This window comes from Rhizobium sp. LjRoot254 (assembly GCF_964254105.1).
Lineage (GTDB): Bacteria > Pseudomonadota > Alphaproteobacteria > Rhizobiales > Rhizobiaceae > Rhizobium_E.
In genome coordinates this window covers 726,896-741,966 of record NZ_CAXUSM020000001.1, presented here as the reverse complement: position 1 = coordinate 741,966, position 15,071 = coordinate 726,896, and the positions used below count along the sequence as shown (strand labels likewise).

The 15,071-nt window shown below is 60.7% G+C and carries 14 protein-coding genes; 3 read left to right on the top strand and 11 right to left on the bottom strand.

Features of this window, described 5'->3' with window-relative positions:
* Positions 1–208 precede the first annotated feature (208 nt).
* A complete protein-coding gene (locus tag ACSQ26_RS03730) occupies positions 209–1,087 on the top strand; it encodes an extensin family protein (RefSeq protein ID WP_436006406.1) in 879 nt (292 codons plus the stop codon).
* Between the two features lie 39 nt (positions 1,088–1,126).
* Here ACSQ26_RS03730 and ACSQ26_RS03725 read toward each other — a convergent pair whose 3' ends face one another.
* The 11 genes from ACSQ26_RS03725 to ACSQ26_RS03675 all read right to left on the bottom strand — a co-directional run bounded on the left by ACSQ26_RS03725 (position 1,127) and on the right by ACSQ26_RS03675 (position 13,044).
* The gene (locus ACSQ26_RS03725; protein WP_436006404.1) at positions 1,127–2,635 is read right to left on the bottom strand and encodes a ComEC/Rec2 family competence protein; all 1,509 of its coding nucleotides are present in this window, start codon (positions 2,633–2,635) and stop codon (positions 1,127–1,129) included.
* Positions 2,636–2,860: 225 nt separating this feature from the next.
* Entirely contained in the window at positions 2,861–4,540 is a 1,680-nt protein-coding gene (locus ACSQ26_RS03720) for a formate--tetrahydrofolate ligase (RefSeq protein WP_436006402.1), read from the bottom strand.
* 154 nt (positions 4,541–4,694) lie between these two features.
* Positions 4,695–5,528 carry a hypothetical protein gene (locus ACSQ26_RS03715; RefSeq protein WP_436006400.1) on the bottom strand — a complete coding sequence of 278 codons (834 nt, stop codon included), beginning with the start codon at positions 5,526–5,528 and terminating at the stop codon, positions 4,695–4,697.
* Positions 5,525–6,619: a GSCFA domain-containing protein gene (locus tag ACSQ26_RS03710; protein WP_436006398.1), complete on the bottom strand. Its 1,095-nt coding sequence runs from the start codon at positions 6,617–6,619 to the stop codon at positions 5,525–5,527. The genes ACSQ26_RS03715 and ACSQ26_RS03710 overlap by 4 nt, the downstream gene beginning before the upstream one ends.
* Before the next feature lie 108 nt (positions 6,620–6,727).
* A complete protein-coding gene (locus tag ACSQ26_RS03705; RefSeq protein WP_436006396.1) occupies positions 6,728–7,648 on the bottom strand; it encodes a bestrophin family protein in 921 nt (306 codons plus the stop codon).
* Positions 7,649–7,737: 89 nt separating this feature from the next.
* Positions 7,738–8,670: a hypothetical protein gene (locus ACSQ26_RS03700; RefSeq protein WP_436006394.1), complete on the bottom strand. Its 933-nt coding sequence runs from the start codon at positions 8,668–8,670 to the stop codon at positions 7,738–7,740.
* A 226-nt stretch (positions 8,671–8,896) separates the two neighbouring features.
* Positions 8,897–9,214 carry an ArsR/SmtB family transcription factor gene (locus tag ACSQ26_RS03695; RefSeq protein ID WP_436006392.1) on the bottom strand — a complete coding sequence of 106 codons (318 nt, stop codon included), beginning with the start codon at positions 9,212–9,214 and terminating at the stop codon, positions 8,897–8,899.
* A 108-nt stretch (positions 9,215–9,322) separates the two neighbouring features.
* On the bottom strand, positions 9,323–10,108 hold the full coding sequence (locus ACSQ26_RS03690; RefSeq protein ID WP_436006390.1) for a HugZ family protein: 786 nt from the start codon (positions 10,106–10,108) through the stop codon (positions 9,323–9,325).
* Between the two features lie 5 nt (positions 10,109–10,113).
* Positions 10,114–11,148 (bottom strand): choline ABC transporter ATP-binding protein, encoded by a 1,035-nt coding sequence (choV, locus tag ACSQ26_RS03685; RefSeq protein WP_436006388.1) that lies wholly within the window; start codon positions 11,146–11,148, stop codon positions 10,114–10,116.
* The gene (gene choW / locus ACSQ26_RS03680; RefSeq protein ID WP_258157852.1) at positions 11,148–12,020 is read right to left on the bottom strand and encodes a choline ABC transporter permease subunit; all 873 of its coding nucleotides are present in this window, start codon (positions 12,018–12,020) and stop codon (positions 11,148–11,150) included. Before choW ends, choV begins: the two co-directional genes overlap by 1 nt.
* A gap of 73 nt (positions 12,021–12,093) precedes the next feature.
* Positions 12,094–13,044, bottom strand: coding sequence for a choline ABC transporter substrate-binding protein (locus ACSQ26_RS03675; protein ID WP_436006386.1), 951 nt, complete (start codon positions 13,042–13,044; stop codon positions 12,094–12,096).
* Positions 13,045–13,354: 310 nt separating this feature from the next.
* Between ACSQ26_RS03675 and ACSQ26_RS03670 the strand changes: the two genes are divergently transcribed.
* Complete coding sequence (locus tag ACSQ26_RS03670) at positions 13,355–13,735, top strand: c-type cytochrome (RefSeq protein WP_436006384.1); 381 nt, start codon at positions 13,355–13,357, stop codon at positions 13,733–13,735.
* Positions 13,736–13,919: 184 nt separating this feature from the next.
* Positions 13,920–15,008 (top strand): hypothetical protein, encoded by a 1,089-nt coding sequence (locus ACSQ26_RS03665; RefSeq protein WP_436006382.1) that lies wholly within the window; start codon positions 13,920–13,922, stop codon positions 15,006–15,008.
* Positions 15,009–15,071 lie beyond the last annotated feature (63 nt).

Genomic DNA, 15,071 nt, shown 5'->3' with positions numbered 1-15,071 from the left:
TTACAAATGAGCCGGCACGAATACCGGCGGACTGACGCCGGTCACCTGAAACTGGGGCCGGCGATTGTATCAACGGTTCCGAATTTCGATTCATTCGCGGCTGCAAAGAATTATTTGTTACGGCGGACAAGAACGGTGCAGTCTTTGCTGCCGGTTTCGGAATACCGGTCCGTGGCACGGCTCTATCGTCGAAAACGGGTGTACAATCTTGGTCGAGAACGAACTGAATGGGCTCCCGCGCGTTCTCACCCTGCCGATCCGATCCGGAGGACAGCCCATTTCCCGCCGCTTGCCGCTTTTGCTCCCAGCCATCCTGCTGCTGACCGCCGCCGCTTTGCCGGAAGAGATCCCGGTGCCCGAACCGCGGCCGGATATTGCTGCACCCGGTGATACCAAGCCTGCCGACGAGAGGACGGAACCCGTCGAGGACAAGGCCAAACCTGCAACCGATGTTCAGAAAAAGAAACCCGCGACCGAGAGCGAGGACGAGAAGCCCGAGGCCTATGTCCCACCGCCCATCGAGACGGAAAACCCCAAGGTCTACGCCTTCTGCATCGCGGAGATGAAGGCGATGGGCGCTGAATTCACCGAGGCGAAGCGGATCGACGAGCACAATGGCTGCGGCATCGACAAGCCGTTGAAGGTCAAGTCCATCGGCGGCGGCGTCGAGCTTTCCCCACCCGGCACGATGCGTTGCCAGGCAGCCGTCAACCTCGCCCGCTGGACGCGCGATGTCGTCACGCCGATGCTGAAGAAATCGCAACCCAAGGAAACGCTCGCCGAGGTCAACCAGGCCTCGGCCTATGTCTGCCGCAAGCGCAACAATGCCGGGACCGGCAAGATTTCCGAACACGCCCATGGTAGCGCCGTCGACATCGCCGGCTTCACCTTCCGGTCGGGCAAGACCTTCACAATCTCACCCCGCCAGGAGGATTCGACGCTCAACGGCGCCTTCCAGCGAGCCATCGCCACCGCCGCCTGCTTGTATTTCTCGACCGTGCTCGACCCCGGCAGCGATCAGGCGCACGAGACGCATCTCCATCTCGACACATTGAAACGGAAGGGTGGCTTCCGCTATTGCTGGTAGCGGACAGGTCAGCGCAGGGCAGAGGTGTATCCACGCACTTCAGAAACGGGATTGGAACGTCTTGATCGCCCAGTCACCCTTCCCCTCGTTCATCGTTGCCATCAAGATGGTTTCGCCGTCGGTCCTGAGATTGACCAGCCCGTAGATCAGTCCCGCGACAACCTTGGTGCGCGACAGCGGCTTCTCCTTGTTCGCCGTGAAGCCGCCGGCTTTGGTCTCGGTGTAATGCACATCGACATGTTGTATGTCGGCGGGCGCCACCGCCGCCGCCGCGGTCATGCCGGGAAACGCCCCCTGATTGAGCGTGAGGCTCTTGACGTGGCCGATCGAAACCGATCGTGCGAGCTCGGTGGAATAGACGAGCGGCGTGATGATCTCGTCTCGCTTGATCGTCAGATAGCCCGTGGCACCGCTGGCCGCGACGATGCGCGGGCGCGGATGGTCGTGGCCCTCGCCGTCGCCCGAGCTGATCACCGTGGCGCCGGGCTCCATCGCCTGCAGGAACGAGTAGGACACGTCCTCGCTGCCGTGATGGCATGCCTTGGCAACATCGCATTTGAACTCAAGCCGCCGCCCGGCATACGCTTCCATCAGCGATGTCTGGCTGGATTTGTTGAGGTCTCCGGTCAGGAGAATCCGCGAGCGGCCATAGTCGAGCCGGAGCAGGATGCTGTTGCCGTTCGTGGTCTTGGAGTCGCCGCCGAGTTCCTCCAGGGCCGGCTTGCCGCCCACGGTGAATTCCACCGGCCCCAGGACGCGAATGGATGCCTGGCCGCCGTTCGGGACAAAACCCGGCAGGTAGTCGGTCTGGTCGCTCATGCGGGTTATCGGTGTCGGCTGCCCATCGGCGCGTCTCGCCTCCACCACCTTCTCGATGAATTTGCCCCATTCGCCCTGCAACTGTGGCCCCGCACCGCCGGACGTCGCGGCCACCGCCGATGGGCGGTCCCCCAGCAATTGAACGTGGAAATCCTTGGCTCCGTTGCTTTCGACGGCACCCAGAGTTCGTCCAGACCCGCTCATCCACCAGGAAATGCCGGCGTGATAGAAAGCCTCCACCGAGATTTCCTGGGCGTCGAGTTCTTGCTCCTGGCTTGCATCGAGCAGGTCGGCAAGCCCGCCATAGTGGTCGAAATCGTTGTGCGAGGTGATCATTGCGTCGAGGACGATCGCAGTCAGTCCGTAGTCCTTGGCGAACTTCCAATCGACGAAGTCAGCGCCACTTTTTCCGGTGTTCTGCTTTGCGCGGGGATGCCCGCCATCGATCATGATATGGCGGAAATCAGGCAGCTTGATCAGAATGCCGTCGCCCTGTCCGACATCAATGAAATAGACTTCCAGCAGCGACTTGCCGCCATGGAGCGCTTCCTCCTTGATCCAACCGTCCCGGCCACGAGCATGAACCTTGACGTGGCCGCCGGCGGGCGGGGAAAGAATGCGAACGCCGTCCCCCCAGAGCAGGGCTCCTTTTGATGGTTCGTCCGGTCCATCGGGATAAAAAGGAGTTGTCTGAACGCCAACAAATCCGTCGAAGTTTGGATTCACCATGCCACTCGCTCCCGTTTCCGCGAGGATCGCATGGTCTCATGACAGAGTAAAGACGGTTGCAGAAATCAGCCATAGACTCTTAAGATTGAATTCGTTCAATCTTAAGTGCCGGCCTCAGGGATGCCCGATGGTCGCCGCCAAACTTTGCGGACAGTCGCTCTCGGCCTGCCCATCAGATGAAAATGCCCGCCGCCGGAGCGGCAGGCAGATGTCTTCCTGCAGCGATCAGAACAGACCTTCGATCTGCCCCATCTCATTGAGGAAAATCCGTTCCGAAGACGGTGACTTCGGCAGGCCCGGCATGGTCATGATCTCGCCGGTGATGACGACGATGAAGCCGGCGCCGGCCGAGAGCCGCACTTCGCGGACCGGGACGGTGTGGCCCTCGGGCGCGCCGCGCAGGTTCGGGTCGGTCGAGAACGAATACTGGGTCTTGGCCATGCAGATCGGCAGGTGGCCGTAGCCCTGGTCTTCCCAGGCGCGCAACTGGTCGCGCACCGACTTGTCGGCGATCACTTCGCCGGCATGGTAGATGTCCTTGGCGATCGTCTCGATCTTGTGGAACAGCGGCATGTCGTCGGGATAGAGCGGCGCGAACTGCGACTGGCCGGATTCGGCGAGCTGCACGACCTTGTTGGCGAGGTCTTCGATACCGGCTGAGCCCCTGGCCCAATGCTTGCAGAGGATGGCCTCGGCGCCGAGCGTCGCGACATAATCCTTGATCGCCTGGATTTCGCCTTCGGTATCGGAGATGAAGTGGTTGATACCGACGACGACAGGCACGCCGAACTTCTTGACGTTCTGGATGTGGCGGCCGAGATTGGCGCAGCCCTTGCGGACGGCCTCGATGTTCTCCTTGCCGAGATCGTCCTTCTTGACGCCGCCATTCATCTTCATGGCGCGAGCGGTCGCAACGATCACGGCCGCATCAGGCTTCAGGCCGGCCTTGCGGCACTTGATGTCGAAGAACTTTTCCGCACCCAGGTCGGCGCCGAAACCGGCTTCGGTCACGACATAGTCGGCAAGCTTCAGCGCCGTCGTGGTGGCGACGACCGAGTTGCAGCCATGCGCGATATTGGCGAACGGACCGCCATGCACGAAAGCCGGATTGTTTTCCAGCGTCTGTACCAGGTTCGGCTGCATCGCATCCTTGAGCAGCACGGTCATCGCGCCGTCGGCCTTGATGTCGCGGGCGAAGACGGGGCTCTTGTCGCGGCGATAGGCGATGATGATGTTGCCGAGGCGCTTCTCGAGATCCTTGAGGTCCATCGACAGGCAGAGGATCGCCATGACTTCCGAGGCGACCGTGATGTCGAAGCCGGTCTCGCGCGGATAGCCGTTGGGCACGCCGCCGAGCGAGGCGGTGATCTGGCGGAGCGCCCGGTCGTTCATGTCCATCACCCGGCGCCATGCGACGCGGCGGATGTCGATATTCTGCTCATTGCCCCAGTAGATGTGGTTGTCGATCAGCGCGGAGAGCAGGTTGTGCGCCGAGGTGATGGCGTGGAAGTCACCCGTGAAATGCAGGTTCATGTCTTCCATCGGCACGACCTGTGCGTAACCGCCGCCGGCAGCACCGCCCTTGACGCCGAAGCAGGGGCCGAGCGAGGCTTCGCGGATACAGACGATCGCCTTCTTGCCGATGCGGTTGAGGCCGTCGCCGAGGCCGACCGTCGTCGTGGTCTTGCCTTCGCCGGCAGGCGTCGGGTTGATAGCGGTGACCAGGATCAGCTTGCCGCTCTTCTTTTCGCGCTGGGCGGCGATGAATTCTGCGGAAATCTTGGCCTTGTCGTGGCCGTAGGGCAGAAGATGCTCGGAGGGGATGTTCAGCTTGGCGCCGATCTCCATGATGTTCTTCTTATTCGCGGCGCGCGCGATTTCGATGTCGGATTTAACTTCGGCCATGGCCTGTGAGCCTCCCTGGTGTCACTCTTAAAGTTGGCTGGAATAGAGCGCGAACGCGCCCTTTATGGTCTATCGAAATCTGTCGCGGAATAGACAGAATGCGACATTGGCGACATTTCGTACGGCACTTTGCAATAGCCCTCGACTTCCGGCTCTATTTTGCCATCCGCTCCAGCATATGTTGCAGCACCACTGCGCCATAGGCGCCGTTCATATGCAGGAGCTCATCGTCCTCATGCTCGCCGAGCTCCTCATCAAGGCGTGCAGCTCCGGTCGAGTAGATACTGTCGGTCAGCAGGCCCTCCACGAGCAGATTCTCAGGCGGCCTGATGACATCGGCCATTCCGCGCACCGCGCTCTCGGCCGCGTCCCAGAGAATGTCCGAAAAGAGCGGCCCATATCCCATGCCGACAAGTCTGGAAATCGCGCTCTTGGGCTTGAGCGCGAGTGTCGTCGATGACGGAAAGGGGGCAGGCAGATGATATACGGGGATGCTGGAAGAAGCCGCGATCTGCCGGATCAACGCGGCAGCCGGCGTTTTGGCGGACCTGGCGATCATGGTCTGGCGCATCAGCGCGCTCGACACCAGCGAAGGCTCTTGCCCCCGATAGAAGCGGGCAAGCTTTTGCACCGGCTTGCGGTCGCCACCTTCACTTCCCCTGAGAAGATCGGCATTCATGAATGGCGGACACAGGGTCTTGAGGACGTTCGCCATGGTGAATATCCGGGCGCCCGCCCCCACCACGACGATCCGATCATAGGCATCGAGCGCGATCTCCGTGCTGCCGCCGGTCAGCTTGAAATAGGCGACGCTCGTCTCGCTGTCGGCGATGATTTTCCCGTCCGAGACCGATAGATCCAGGAACGATGTGCCATATGTGCCGAACATGTCGATGGTGGTGTCGGGATATTTCTCCCGCACCGCGGGCCAGCCCCGCTTCAAAGCAGCAACATGCGAGTTTCCGACGATGCAGATACGCAAGCTCATCGCGCAAAGGCCTCGAGCAGTTCCTCTTCGCACACGACATCGCCGCGGCGCTCCTCCTTGGCCTTCCGCCGGCTGGCGCGGGCCGCCTTTGCTTCCATCGCCTCGGCGGTAGCCGGCGCAGAGATCGACGCCCCCTCGGCCGCATGCGCTTTCAGGAACTGGCTCATGACCAGCGCCACGCCGTTGCGATTGATCGAACGGAGGTTCGGCTCGTAGAAAAATCCACGCGCGGCCGGCGAGGCAATCAACTCATAGGACGGGAAGTAGTCGACATCGTCGAACATGCCGCTCAGCGAGCCGCAAACGGCCCTCAACACCGATTTCGAATAGGTCGTTGCCACGAGAACATGCCGGCCCGACGCCGTCGCGGTCAACGGCACGGGCGACACAGTCAGAAGCAGTTTCATGTCAGGATTGATCGCCTTCAGCAGCGCACGCACCTCCACCATGTCGGCAAGCACCGCATTGAAGTCGTAATTCACGAACCTGCATTTGCTCTGGTCGAACGCGCCTGCGATCACGCCGGGACATGTCGGATAGGCGATTCCGGACTCGACGCTCTCCCAGGCTTCCGTCAGGCCGAGCGTGAAGATCATCACATCGGTCTCGCCGAAGAGCGCCTGGACCTTCGAGAGGTGCTGTCTGCGATGAAGAACCGCTTCCTCGACGCTTTCGAGACCATCCGGTTCGACATTCGGCCTCAGCGCATCGAACACGCGCTCACCGCGCCACCAGAAATCCTCTTCGCGCGTCACGCCGTCCGCGCTGTCCTTGATCAACTGCACGAGTTGTCGCGCTGTATAGATATTACCGTAGCGGCCGGAATAGATCCCGTAGCCGAATGTCCTGGCAACATCCTCGCTGAGGAACTCGGGCGGCGGCTCCTTGTCGAGCACGTCGAAGCCTTGCGCCTTCAGGTTCCGGCCGACATGCTGAGCAAAACAGCTCCCCGCAACCGTGATCCGGTCGCTCGGACGAAGCACGAATTTGGGCTGATAGAGGTCTTCGAGTTCGGTGACATGACGCTCCGCGACTGCACTCTTCCAGTACCGCGACGCCGGAAGACTGGAATACGGATTGTCTTTTTTCATCCAGGTATCCTGTCCCATTCCACCTTGATCGTCGTCGTGCCGACATTTCGGCGACCATAGAAGGCCGGGTTGCGAAAATCAAATTCTCCTGTCGCGAGGTTCTTCGGCTTACATCAGCAAAAAATCCTTCGGCTGCGGCAATGGCGGCAGATCCGTTTCTCCCAGCGCCTCGCGCAGGTTGATCTCGATCGTCTCGCTCATCGCCGCCAGCGCGAGTCCGTTGGGGTTGTCCTCGAAGGGTTCCTCCAGATGCATCGAAAGCGCATCGAGCCCGAAAAAAGCATAAGCCGTCAAAGCTGCCGCAAAGGGCGTACCCCAGCCGAGCGACTCCGCGAAACCGAACGGCAACAGGAAGCAGAAGATGTAGGCCGTCCGGTGCAGCAGCAGCGTATAGGCGAAAGGCACCGGCGTGTTATGGATGCGCTCGCAGGCCGCCTGCACCAGCGCCAGCCGTCCCGCACTCTGGTCGAGCACCTGGAACAGGATGTCGCTGATTGCACCGCGTGACCGAAGCGCGGCAAGCTCACGCCCCATCAGCCGGAGAATGGCGTCCGGCCTGCTGCGGCTCGCCTCCACCGAGGCAATGTCATCAGGATCGAGGAAGGCTGCGACACCGGAGAAGTCCCCGGCCGAGCGGCGAAGACTGCGCGCCAGCGAGCGCGCAAAGGCGATCTGCAGATGGAGGATGCGCATCCGGCTCGGTGCATCCGGTGTGCCATCGAGCACGATCGTCTGGCGTGCGAGATTTCTCGCCACCGCGATCATCTCGCCCCACTGCCGGCGCGCCTCCCACCAGCGGTCGTAGCAGGCATTGTTGCGGAAGCCGAGGAAGATCGAAAGCGCGATGCCGACCAGTGCGAAGGGTGCGCCGTTGAACACCGGCACGACATGCGGCCAGTTCTTGTGCGCCAGCACGACCAGCGCTGCCACCACTGCGGCCGCAATAATCTGCCCGATGATATCGGGCACGATCGAGCCGCGTGTGATGAAGAGCAGTTGCAGGAAACTCGGGCGCGGACGGACGATCAAGGCACTTACTCCGGAGTGGCTGGAGCGGAACGTAACCGTGATCGGACCCACTGGCTATGCCAGCCGCGACGCGGCTTATCCCGGACCAATCAGGCCGGCTTGCCGGGCTCGCCCTGCGGCTTGATATCCGTCAGCGGCTCCGGATTGCGCATGATGCAGTTTTCCGGCACCGCGCGTGCCGCGCAGATGCTGGGATTGGCAAGCACATCCGATGGCGACATCTCGGTGATCAGCTTGAGACCCAGCATTTCCACCGGCTCCAGCCGGCGGATCTGGTCGGGTGGCGTCGAGAGCATCGCGTCGAGGATCCGGTTTTCGATCCCCATTTCCTTGAAATAGGCGAGCAGCGCCTTGCGGGTCTTCTTCGGCAGCTTGGTGCTGCTCTGGGTTCCCGCTTTCTTGCGGCTGACGACCTTGCGGCTGATCACCTTCTTCTTGCCGTTGACGACGCGATACTTCTCCTTGAAATACACGCGCTCGCGGGCATAGACCGTGGTGATCTGGTGTACGCCGGTATGCGACCACTGGCTGGAAATGCGGCGTTCGCCGGCCGCGAGTATCAGCGGACAGGCCGACCAGCAGAACGCGCCGGCTGAAAATGCCATGCCCCGATACTCGCCTTTCAGCGGGCCGTCCGGCGTGCATTTGTCGTCACGCGGCGAGCAGGAAATGAACCGGGTTGCGCTCACCTCGACATTCATGCCGCGCTTGCGGATGATGCGGCCCATCTCGAGCGCCGCCGTCACATTGCCGCCGGGCGAGACGATGAGCAGCGGCAGCTTCCGGTCGCCGGCCTTCTTGAGGATTTTCTTGAATGCCGCGGGCGACGCGCCGACGATCTGGCCTTCGGCATAGATCCATTCGGGGCAACTCGGCTCGCAGAAACCAGCGGCCGAGCGCACGATCGAGAAAACCATCGGCTGATCGAGCGGATTGACGGCCTTTTCCACGGTCTGCTTGCGGCTCGCCGCGTCCGTCGGCACAGCAAGCGCCAAGGCAAGCGTCATCGCGGCGATAGTCACCGCCATCGCCAGGATAGACCGACGTCCTGCCCCTGTCATTGCCAAACTTTGCCGCACCACCGCGTTTCGAACCGTTTTAAAGGATTAGAGTCACCTGAAATTGGCCGCAAGTGCGGGAACGCAACACTCGTCGAGAACATGATGAAAAGAAGGAATCCATGCAAAAAAGCGCCGGTTTCATCCGACGCTTTTCATATCAGGCGCAACATTGTCGATCAGCGGCCGATCAAGCGGCCGACTTGTTCTCGGCAGCACCAACATAGATGCTTTCCAAGGCATCGAGCAGCGTCAGCACCTGGCTGGCATTGCTGGAATAATAGATGGTCTGCGCATCGCGGCGCGTCTTGACCAGCTTCTGCGCACGCAGCTTGGAAAGATGCTGCGACAGAGCGGACTGGCTGAGACCGACCTGCGTGGCCAGCACGCCGACCGGCACTTCGCCGTTGACGAGATTGCAGAGAATCAAAAGCCGCTTCGGGTTTGCCATGGCGGACAGCAGAGCAGCCGCGGAACCCGAATGCTCTGAAAGCTTTCTCATTTTCATAACAAGGTACTTTCGTTTTTATATTGAGTAACCGCTCAGTCAAAAGCAGCAAGCGGTTTGAAATCGAACGGAAAAAACATATAAATCAGGATTTGAATTTGTACATCGCTAATTTTTAGTCGGTTCTATTAGTAATTTTGAATATTCTGCAATCAAGCCGTTTGAATCGGTAACGCGATTTACAAACTCCAACCGGTGAATCGTCTCTTTCCGCGCGAGATCGACCCCATCCGCGTCGATGCCGCTGATATACCAATTGCCTGTTTTTTCTCTAAAATAATGCTTCGCCAGCAAATCGGGAACATTGCAACCGAGTTTTTCGATTATCGCAACAAAGTGCCCTTCCTGCGTGCATAACTCGAGATTGAACGGTGAATCAATTATTAATTCGTCCCCCGAAATATTATAGGCCCGGCCGAAGCCGGCATTCAGACTGACCCGTTTTGGCACAAGCCTGAAGAAGGAGAAGTCCCGAAATGAGGCATAGAGCTTTGCTTTGGGATGCCGCTTGAGGAAACGCGCGCGGATGCGCTCGTCCGATTCGCCGTCCAGCTCGATCCGTTCGGCTATGCAAAGAAGGGTCACGCGCGGCCAGGCCAGCGGGTCTCCCCTGCCCGGCTCGCCAAGGAGCAGCGAGCAACGCGGATCGGCAATGATCGCCTTCATATGCGTGGTCAGCATCGAGGCCAGTATGACGGGCACGCCGTCGAAATCCGTGCCGACGAGCACGCGGCTCGCGAAGGGATGACCCGTCTCCGGTTCCAGCACGCCGATCGCGCCGAAGCGCGCCTCGCGGACGAGCCTCCGGGCCAGCTTTATGGAATCGGCGTCGGTCGGCCGGATGACGGACGGCTTCTCCGCCTCGGAGCCGCCAGCCGCCACGTCCCCGGCCATCGCGCTCAGACCCTGCGGTGACGCGTCAGTCCGGTCACCACATCCTGCGCCGAGATCACGCCGACGATCGCGCCATTGTCGACGACGCCGACCACGCCCGGCTGCCGCGTCATGGCGTCGAGCACATCGACGAGGCGCGCGGTCGGGGTCGCCGTCCCGGAAACCGTCTCGCTCGGCGATGCCGTCTTGCGCATCACGTCCTGAGCCGTCAGCATGTTGATCGGGTTCATGTTCTGCACGAAATCGGCGACATATTGATTAATCGGATTGCGGACGATCTCCTGTGGCGTGCCGCACTGAATGATATGCCCGCCTTCCATGATGGCGATGCGGTTGCCGATGCGGAACGCTTCGTCGAGATCGTGACTGACGAACAGGATCGTCTTCTTCAGTCGGCGCTGGAATTCAAGCAGCTCGTCCTGCAGACGGGTACGGATCAGCGGATCGAGTGCCGAGAACGGCTCGTCCATCAACAGGATTGGCGCCCCGGTCGCAAACGCACGCGCCAGGCCCACGCGCTGCTGCATGCCGCCCGAGAGTTCCTGCACCTTGCGGCTCGACCATTTCGCCAGATTGACCAGTTCTAGCTGCTCGCCGACCCGCCTCTTGCGCTCGTCCTCCGGCACGCCGGCAAGCTCGAGGCCGAAGCCGACATTCTCCTCCACAGTCCGCCACGGCAGCAGCGCGAACTGCTGGAATACCATGGAGACCGTGTGCATGCGGAGATCCCGCAGCTTCTGCGGCGGGCATTTGTAGGGATTGGTGGTGCCGCCACCGGAGAACACCTTCACCTCGCCGCGCACGACGGGCGCCAGCGCGTTGACCGCACGCAGCAGCGTCGATTTGCCGGAGCCCGAAAGCCCCATGAGGACGAGGATTTCGCCTTCCTCGATATCGAGCGTGGCATTGGCCACGCCGAGCACGAGGCCCGTCGCGGCACTGATCTCGTCGCGCGTCTTGCCCTCGTCGGCCATCTTGAGCGCGCGCTCGGGCGCGTTGCCGAAGACGATGGAAACGTTGTCGAAGTGAACCGCGGTCATCAGGACACCTTCTCGTCGGAGGAGCGGAAGACGCGGTCGAGGATGATCGCGAGGATGACGATGCAGAAGCCGGAATCGAAGCCCTTGGCGATCTGCACCGAGTTCAGCGCGCGCAGCACTGGAACACCGAGCCCCGGCGCGCCGACGAGCGCCGCAATGACCACCATCGACAGCGACAGCATGATACACTGGGTCAAGCCGGCCATGATCTGCGGCTGGGCGAAGGGCAGTTCCACCTTGGTCAGCACCTGGGTTTTTGTGGCGCCGAAGGCTTCCGCCGCCTCCACCAGCGAGGGCGGTGTCGAGATGATGCCGAGCCGGGTGAGCCGGATTGGCGCGGGGATGGCGAAGATCACCGTCGCAATCAGGCCCGGCACCATGCCGAGGCCGAAGAGAATGAGCGCCGGGATCAGGTAGACGAAGGTCGGGATCGTCTGCATCAGGTCGAGAATGGGGCGCAGGATGGCGTAGAGCCAGGGCCGGCGCGCGGCGGCGATGCCGATCGGAACGCCCACGGCCATGGAGACGGCGGTCGCCGCCAGCACCAGCGCCAGCGTCTCCATCGTTTCCTTCCAGTAGCCCTGGTTATAGATCAGCAGAAGGCCAAGCAGCGTGAAGACCGTGACACCCGCCGAACGCCGCATGAACCAGGCAATGGCGGTGAAGACGAGGATCATCAAACCCGGATAAAAGGTTTCGAGACCGGTGCCTTTCAAGAACGGCCCCTGCAATACATAGAGCATCGCGCTGATGATGGCGCTCAGCACGGTTGCGATGAAGTCGAACATCACCGCGAGATTGGCGGTCAGCCAGTCGACCACCGCCTTCGCTCCATTGCCGATCGGTATCTTGTATTGTGTCAGCCAGTTCATGCATTCCCCCGAGGCCCTAGCGGCATCCGCCAAGAAAGAAGGAGCGGCTCTTTGGCCGCTCCTTTATCTGCTATCAGAGGCCCAAGGCGCTCTTGACCGCGGCGGTGGCGTCGCCACCATCCTTGGTGGTCACGCCTGCGAGCCAGGGCTCGAATGCACCCGGATTGGCGGTCAGCCACTCGGTAGCCGCAGCTTCCGGCTCCATGCCGCCATCGAGGATCTTCGCCATGATCTCGTTTTCCATCGGAAGCGTGAACTTCAGGTTCTTGAGGAATGTGCCGACATTGCTGCATTCGGACGTGTAGCCCGCCCGCACATTGGTATAGACGGTAGCACCTCCGAAGTTCGGGCCGAACACGTCGTCGCCGCCCGTGAGGTAGGTCAGCTTGAAGTTGGCGTTCATCGGATGCGGCGCCCAGCCGAGGAAGACGATCGGCTTGCCGTCCTTGTCGAGCTTGGCGACCTGCGACAGCATGCCCTGCTCGGAGGATTCGACCAGTTCAGTGCCCTTGAGGCCGAACTTGTCGCCCTCGATCATGCCGAGGATCAGGCGGTTGCCGTCGTTGCCGGGCTCGATGCCGTAGACTTTGTTTTCCAGCGCATCCTTGTTCTTGGCGATGTCGGCGAAATCCTTGATGCCAAGCTTGGCGCCGGCTTCGTTGGTAGCGAGCGTGTATTTCGCGCCTTCGAGATTGGCGCCGAGCACTTCCACCGACTTGTCGTCGCGGTATGGCTTGAGGTCGGCTTCCATCGTCGGCATCCAGTTGCCGAGGAAGACGTCGATGTCCTTGTTCTTCATCGACTGCATGGTGACGGGAATGGAGAGGACCTTGATGTCGGTCTCGTAGCCGAGCGCCTTGAGGACGACGGATGTGGTGCCGGTCGTCGCGGCAATGTCGGACCAGCCCACATCGGCGAAACGCACCGTGCCGCAGCTTTCGGGCTCGGCAGCGAACGACGCGCCGGCCAATGCGGTCACCGAAAAGCCGAAGGCGAGGATAGTCGTGGAAAGCAGTTTGTTCATATTTGTTCTCCCGGTTGTTTTTATGTCGTTAGCCAATCACCATTGAAAGTTAAATTCAAGCGGATAGACGCCGCCAATCTGCGCATTAGCGACCTTGATGTGACGTTTTGGGATTTGCAGCGGAGATGGAAAGACAAAACCGTGGCCTGAACAACCGGCCAATTATGCCAGCCAGAACTGTATCCCTTGCCGGCTAAGTATCGATGATGTGGAACATCCAGGCTGCATTCCGCAAAATAATCTTGTCTTTTCAGCCGTCTTTTGATCTCGATCACGAGAGAGCAAGAGCGACCATTCCGAGGATCCGACAATGAAATTGCAAGCCATCCTGTTGAGCGCCGCAATCATCTCCGCGGCAGGCGCCGCCCAGGCAGGCGATGCGAGCGCGGGCGCCGTGGTGTTCCGCAAATGCCAGAGCTGTCATAGCGCGACGAACCCCGGCAACCGGGTCGGCCCGTCGCTGATGAACCTCATCGGACGTCCGGTCGCAACATCAGAGAACTTCCGCTATTCCGAGGCCATGACGGCATTCGGCGCCGGCAAGGTATGGGACGAAGCGACGCTCACGGAATATCTCGCGGCACCCCGCGACTTGGTGCCCGGAACAAGAATGGCCTTTCCCGGCCTGAAGACGCCGGAAGACATCGCCAATGTCATCGCCTACATCAAGGATCCTGCTGCGGCGCAGTAAACGTGCAAATAGTCTCGAATATTATCCGCCACTTGTGCGTCAGACAGCCGACACCAATCTATTGTATTGGCAGGTCGGGACCGCGCCGCGCTTTAAGGTTTCAAAGCAACCAAAAAAAGGTAATGTCGCGCTCGACCAATTTATCTCAACCGTTCCGCCCGCCAGCGGACACAAGGGGGACACCATGGCCACACTTCAATCCTTCGATGCGGAAATCCAGAAAACCCAGACGATCGTCAACGACATGCGCGGCAAGCTCGATGCTTCGACCGGCGTGCTCGACCAGTTCGCCAAGGCGGACGCCAAGATCGGCGACGTCAATTTCGATATCGAGAACGCCCGCATCCAGGATGTGATCAACCAGCAGAAGGTCATGGAAGGCAATATCGCCGACCTGATCATCGGCCTGGAAGACGCGACCAACGTCTTCGGCTCCGAATTCGAGAGCATGAAGAGCCAGACCGGCTGGGAAAGCTTCATCGGCATCTTCTCCAAGCAGTCGGCCCAGCGCATGCGCACCGAGCGCGTCCGCAACATGTCGCTCGCCGGCAACCTGCAGGAACTGCTTGCCAAATCCGATTCGATCGTCGGCATGCTGAAGGAGCAAAAATCCGTCCTCGAACAGCGCTATAAGTCCTCCGAGACCAACCTCGTGCAGGTCATCCAGCGCCGCAAGAACACCATCACCAATCTCGAAGCCGTGCAGAAGCGGATCGAGGAAATCAACCCGCTATTGATGGATATCGAAAACAAGATCGCGGCCACCACCGATCAGGTCGCCCGTCAGGATCTCGAGGCCGAGCGCTCGAAGCTCGCCACCGAATACAACCAGATGCAGGCCAAGGAGCAGGAACTGCTCGCCGAGAGCCAGACGCTGGAACGCTACACCTCGATGTTCCAGACCTTCGTCGATTCGCTCAACAACCAGTTGGCGGCCCAGAACACGCTGATCAACAAGCTGACGATCGATACCGAGCAGCGCATCGTGCTCTACAAGGCGCTCGAGGATTCGTTGAAGACCGCCGCCCAGCAGGATGTCGCCCACAAGATCAACACGCTCGGCAGCCAAGTCGATACCGCCGCGGAGGAAACCATGGCCGGCATCGGCGCGGCAGCCCAGAAGCACATCGGCGACCTGCTCGAAATGCACGAGAAGAACATGTTGTCGACCCAGGACATCCAGCGCCGCAAGAAGCTCGCCGACGATGCTTTCGCCCGCCGCTTCCAGACGGTGCTCGACAAGCACAATTCCGCGAACTACGTGAAGCAGTAACGAAAAACAGTTTGGTTCCTTGCCTGGTGGCCGGTCATGCCGGCCGCCAGCGGACCTGTGGGA

What these genes read in the sequence shown, in the direction of transcription:
- ACSQ26_RS03725 (WP_436006404.1), bottom strand. Translation starts at nt 2,635, where the DNA reads ATGGTGAATCCAAACTTCGACGGATTTGTTGGCGTTCAGACAACTCCT.
- ACSQ26_RS03720 (WP_436006402.1), bottom strand. Translation starts at nt 4,540, where the DNA reads ATGGCCGAAGTTAAATCCGACATCGAAATCGCGCGCGCCGCGAATAAG.
- ACSQ26_RS03715 (WP_436006400.1), bottom strand. Translation starts at nt 5,528, where the DNA reads ATGAGCTTGCGTATCTGCATCGTCGGAAACTCGCATGTTGCTGCTTTG.
- ACSQ26_RS03710 (WP_436006398.1), bottom strand. Translation starts at nt 6,619, where the DNA reads ATGAAAAAAGACAATCCGTATTCCAGTCTTCCGGCGTCGCGGTACTGG.
- ACSQ26_RS03695 (WP_436006392.1), bottom strand. Translation starts at nt 9,214, where the DNA reads ATGAAAATGAGAAAGCTTTCAGAGCATTCGGGTTCCGCGGCTGCTCTG.
- ACSQ26_RS03690 (WP_436006390.1), bottom strand. Translation starts at nt 10,108, where the DNA reads ATGGCCGGGGACGTGGCGGCTGGCGGCTCCGAGGCGGAGAAGCCGTCC.
- choV (WP_436006388.1), bottom strand. Translation starts at nt 11,148, where the DNA reads ATGACCGCGGTTCACTTCGACAACGTTTCCATCGTCTTCGGCAACGCG.
- choW (WP_258157852.1), bottom strand. Translation starts at nt 12,020, where the DNA reads ATGAACTGGCTGACACAATACAAGATACCGATCGGCAATGGAGCGAAG.
- ACSQ26_RS03675 (WP_436006386.1), bottom strand. Translation starts at nt 13,044, where the DNA reads ATGAACAAACTGCTTTCCACGACTATCCTCGCCTTCGGCTTTTCGGTG.
- ACSQ26_RS03670 (WP_436006384.1), top strand. Translation starts at nt 13,355, where the DNA reads ATGAAATTGCAAGCCATCCTGTTGAGCGCCGCAATCATCTCCGCGGCA.
- ACSQ26_RS03665 (WP_436006382.1), top strand. Translation starts at nt 13,920, where the DNA reads ATGGCCACACTTCAATCCTTCGATGCGGAAATCCAGAAAACCCAGACG.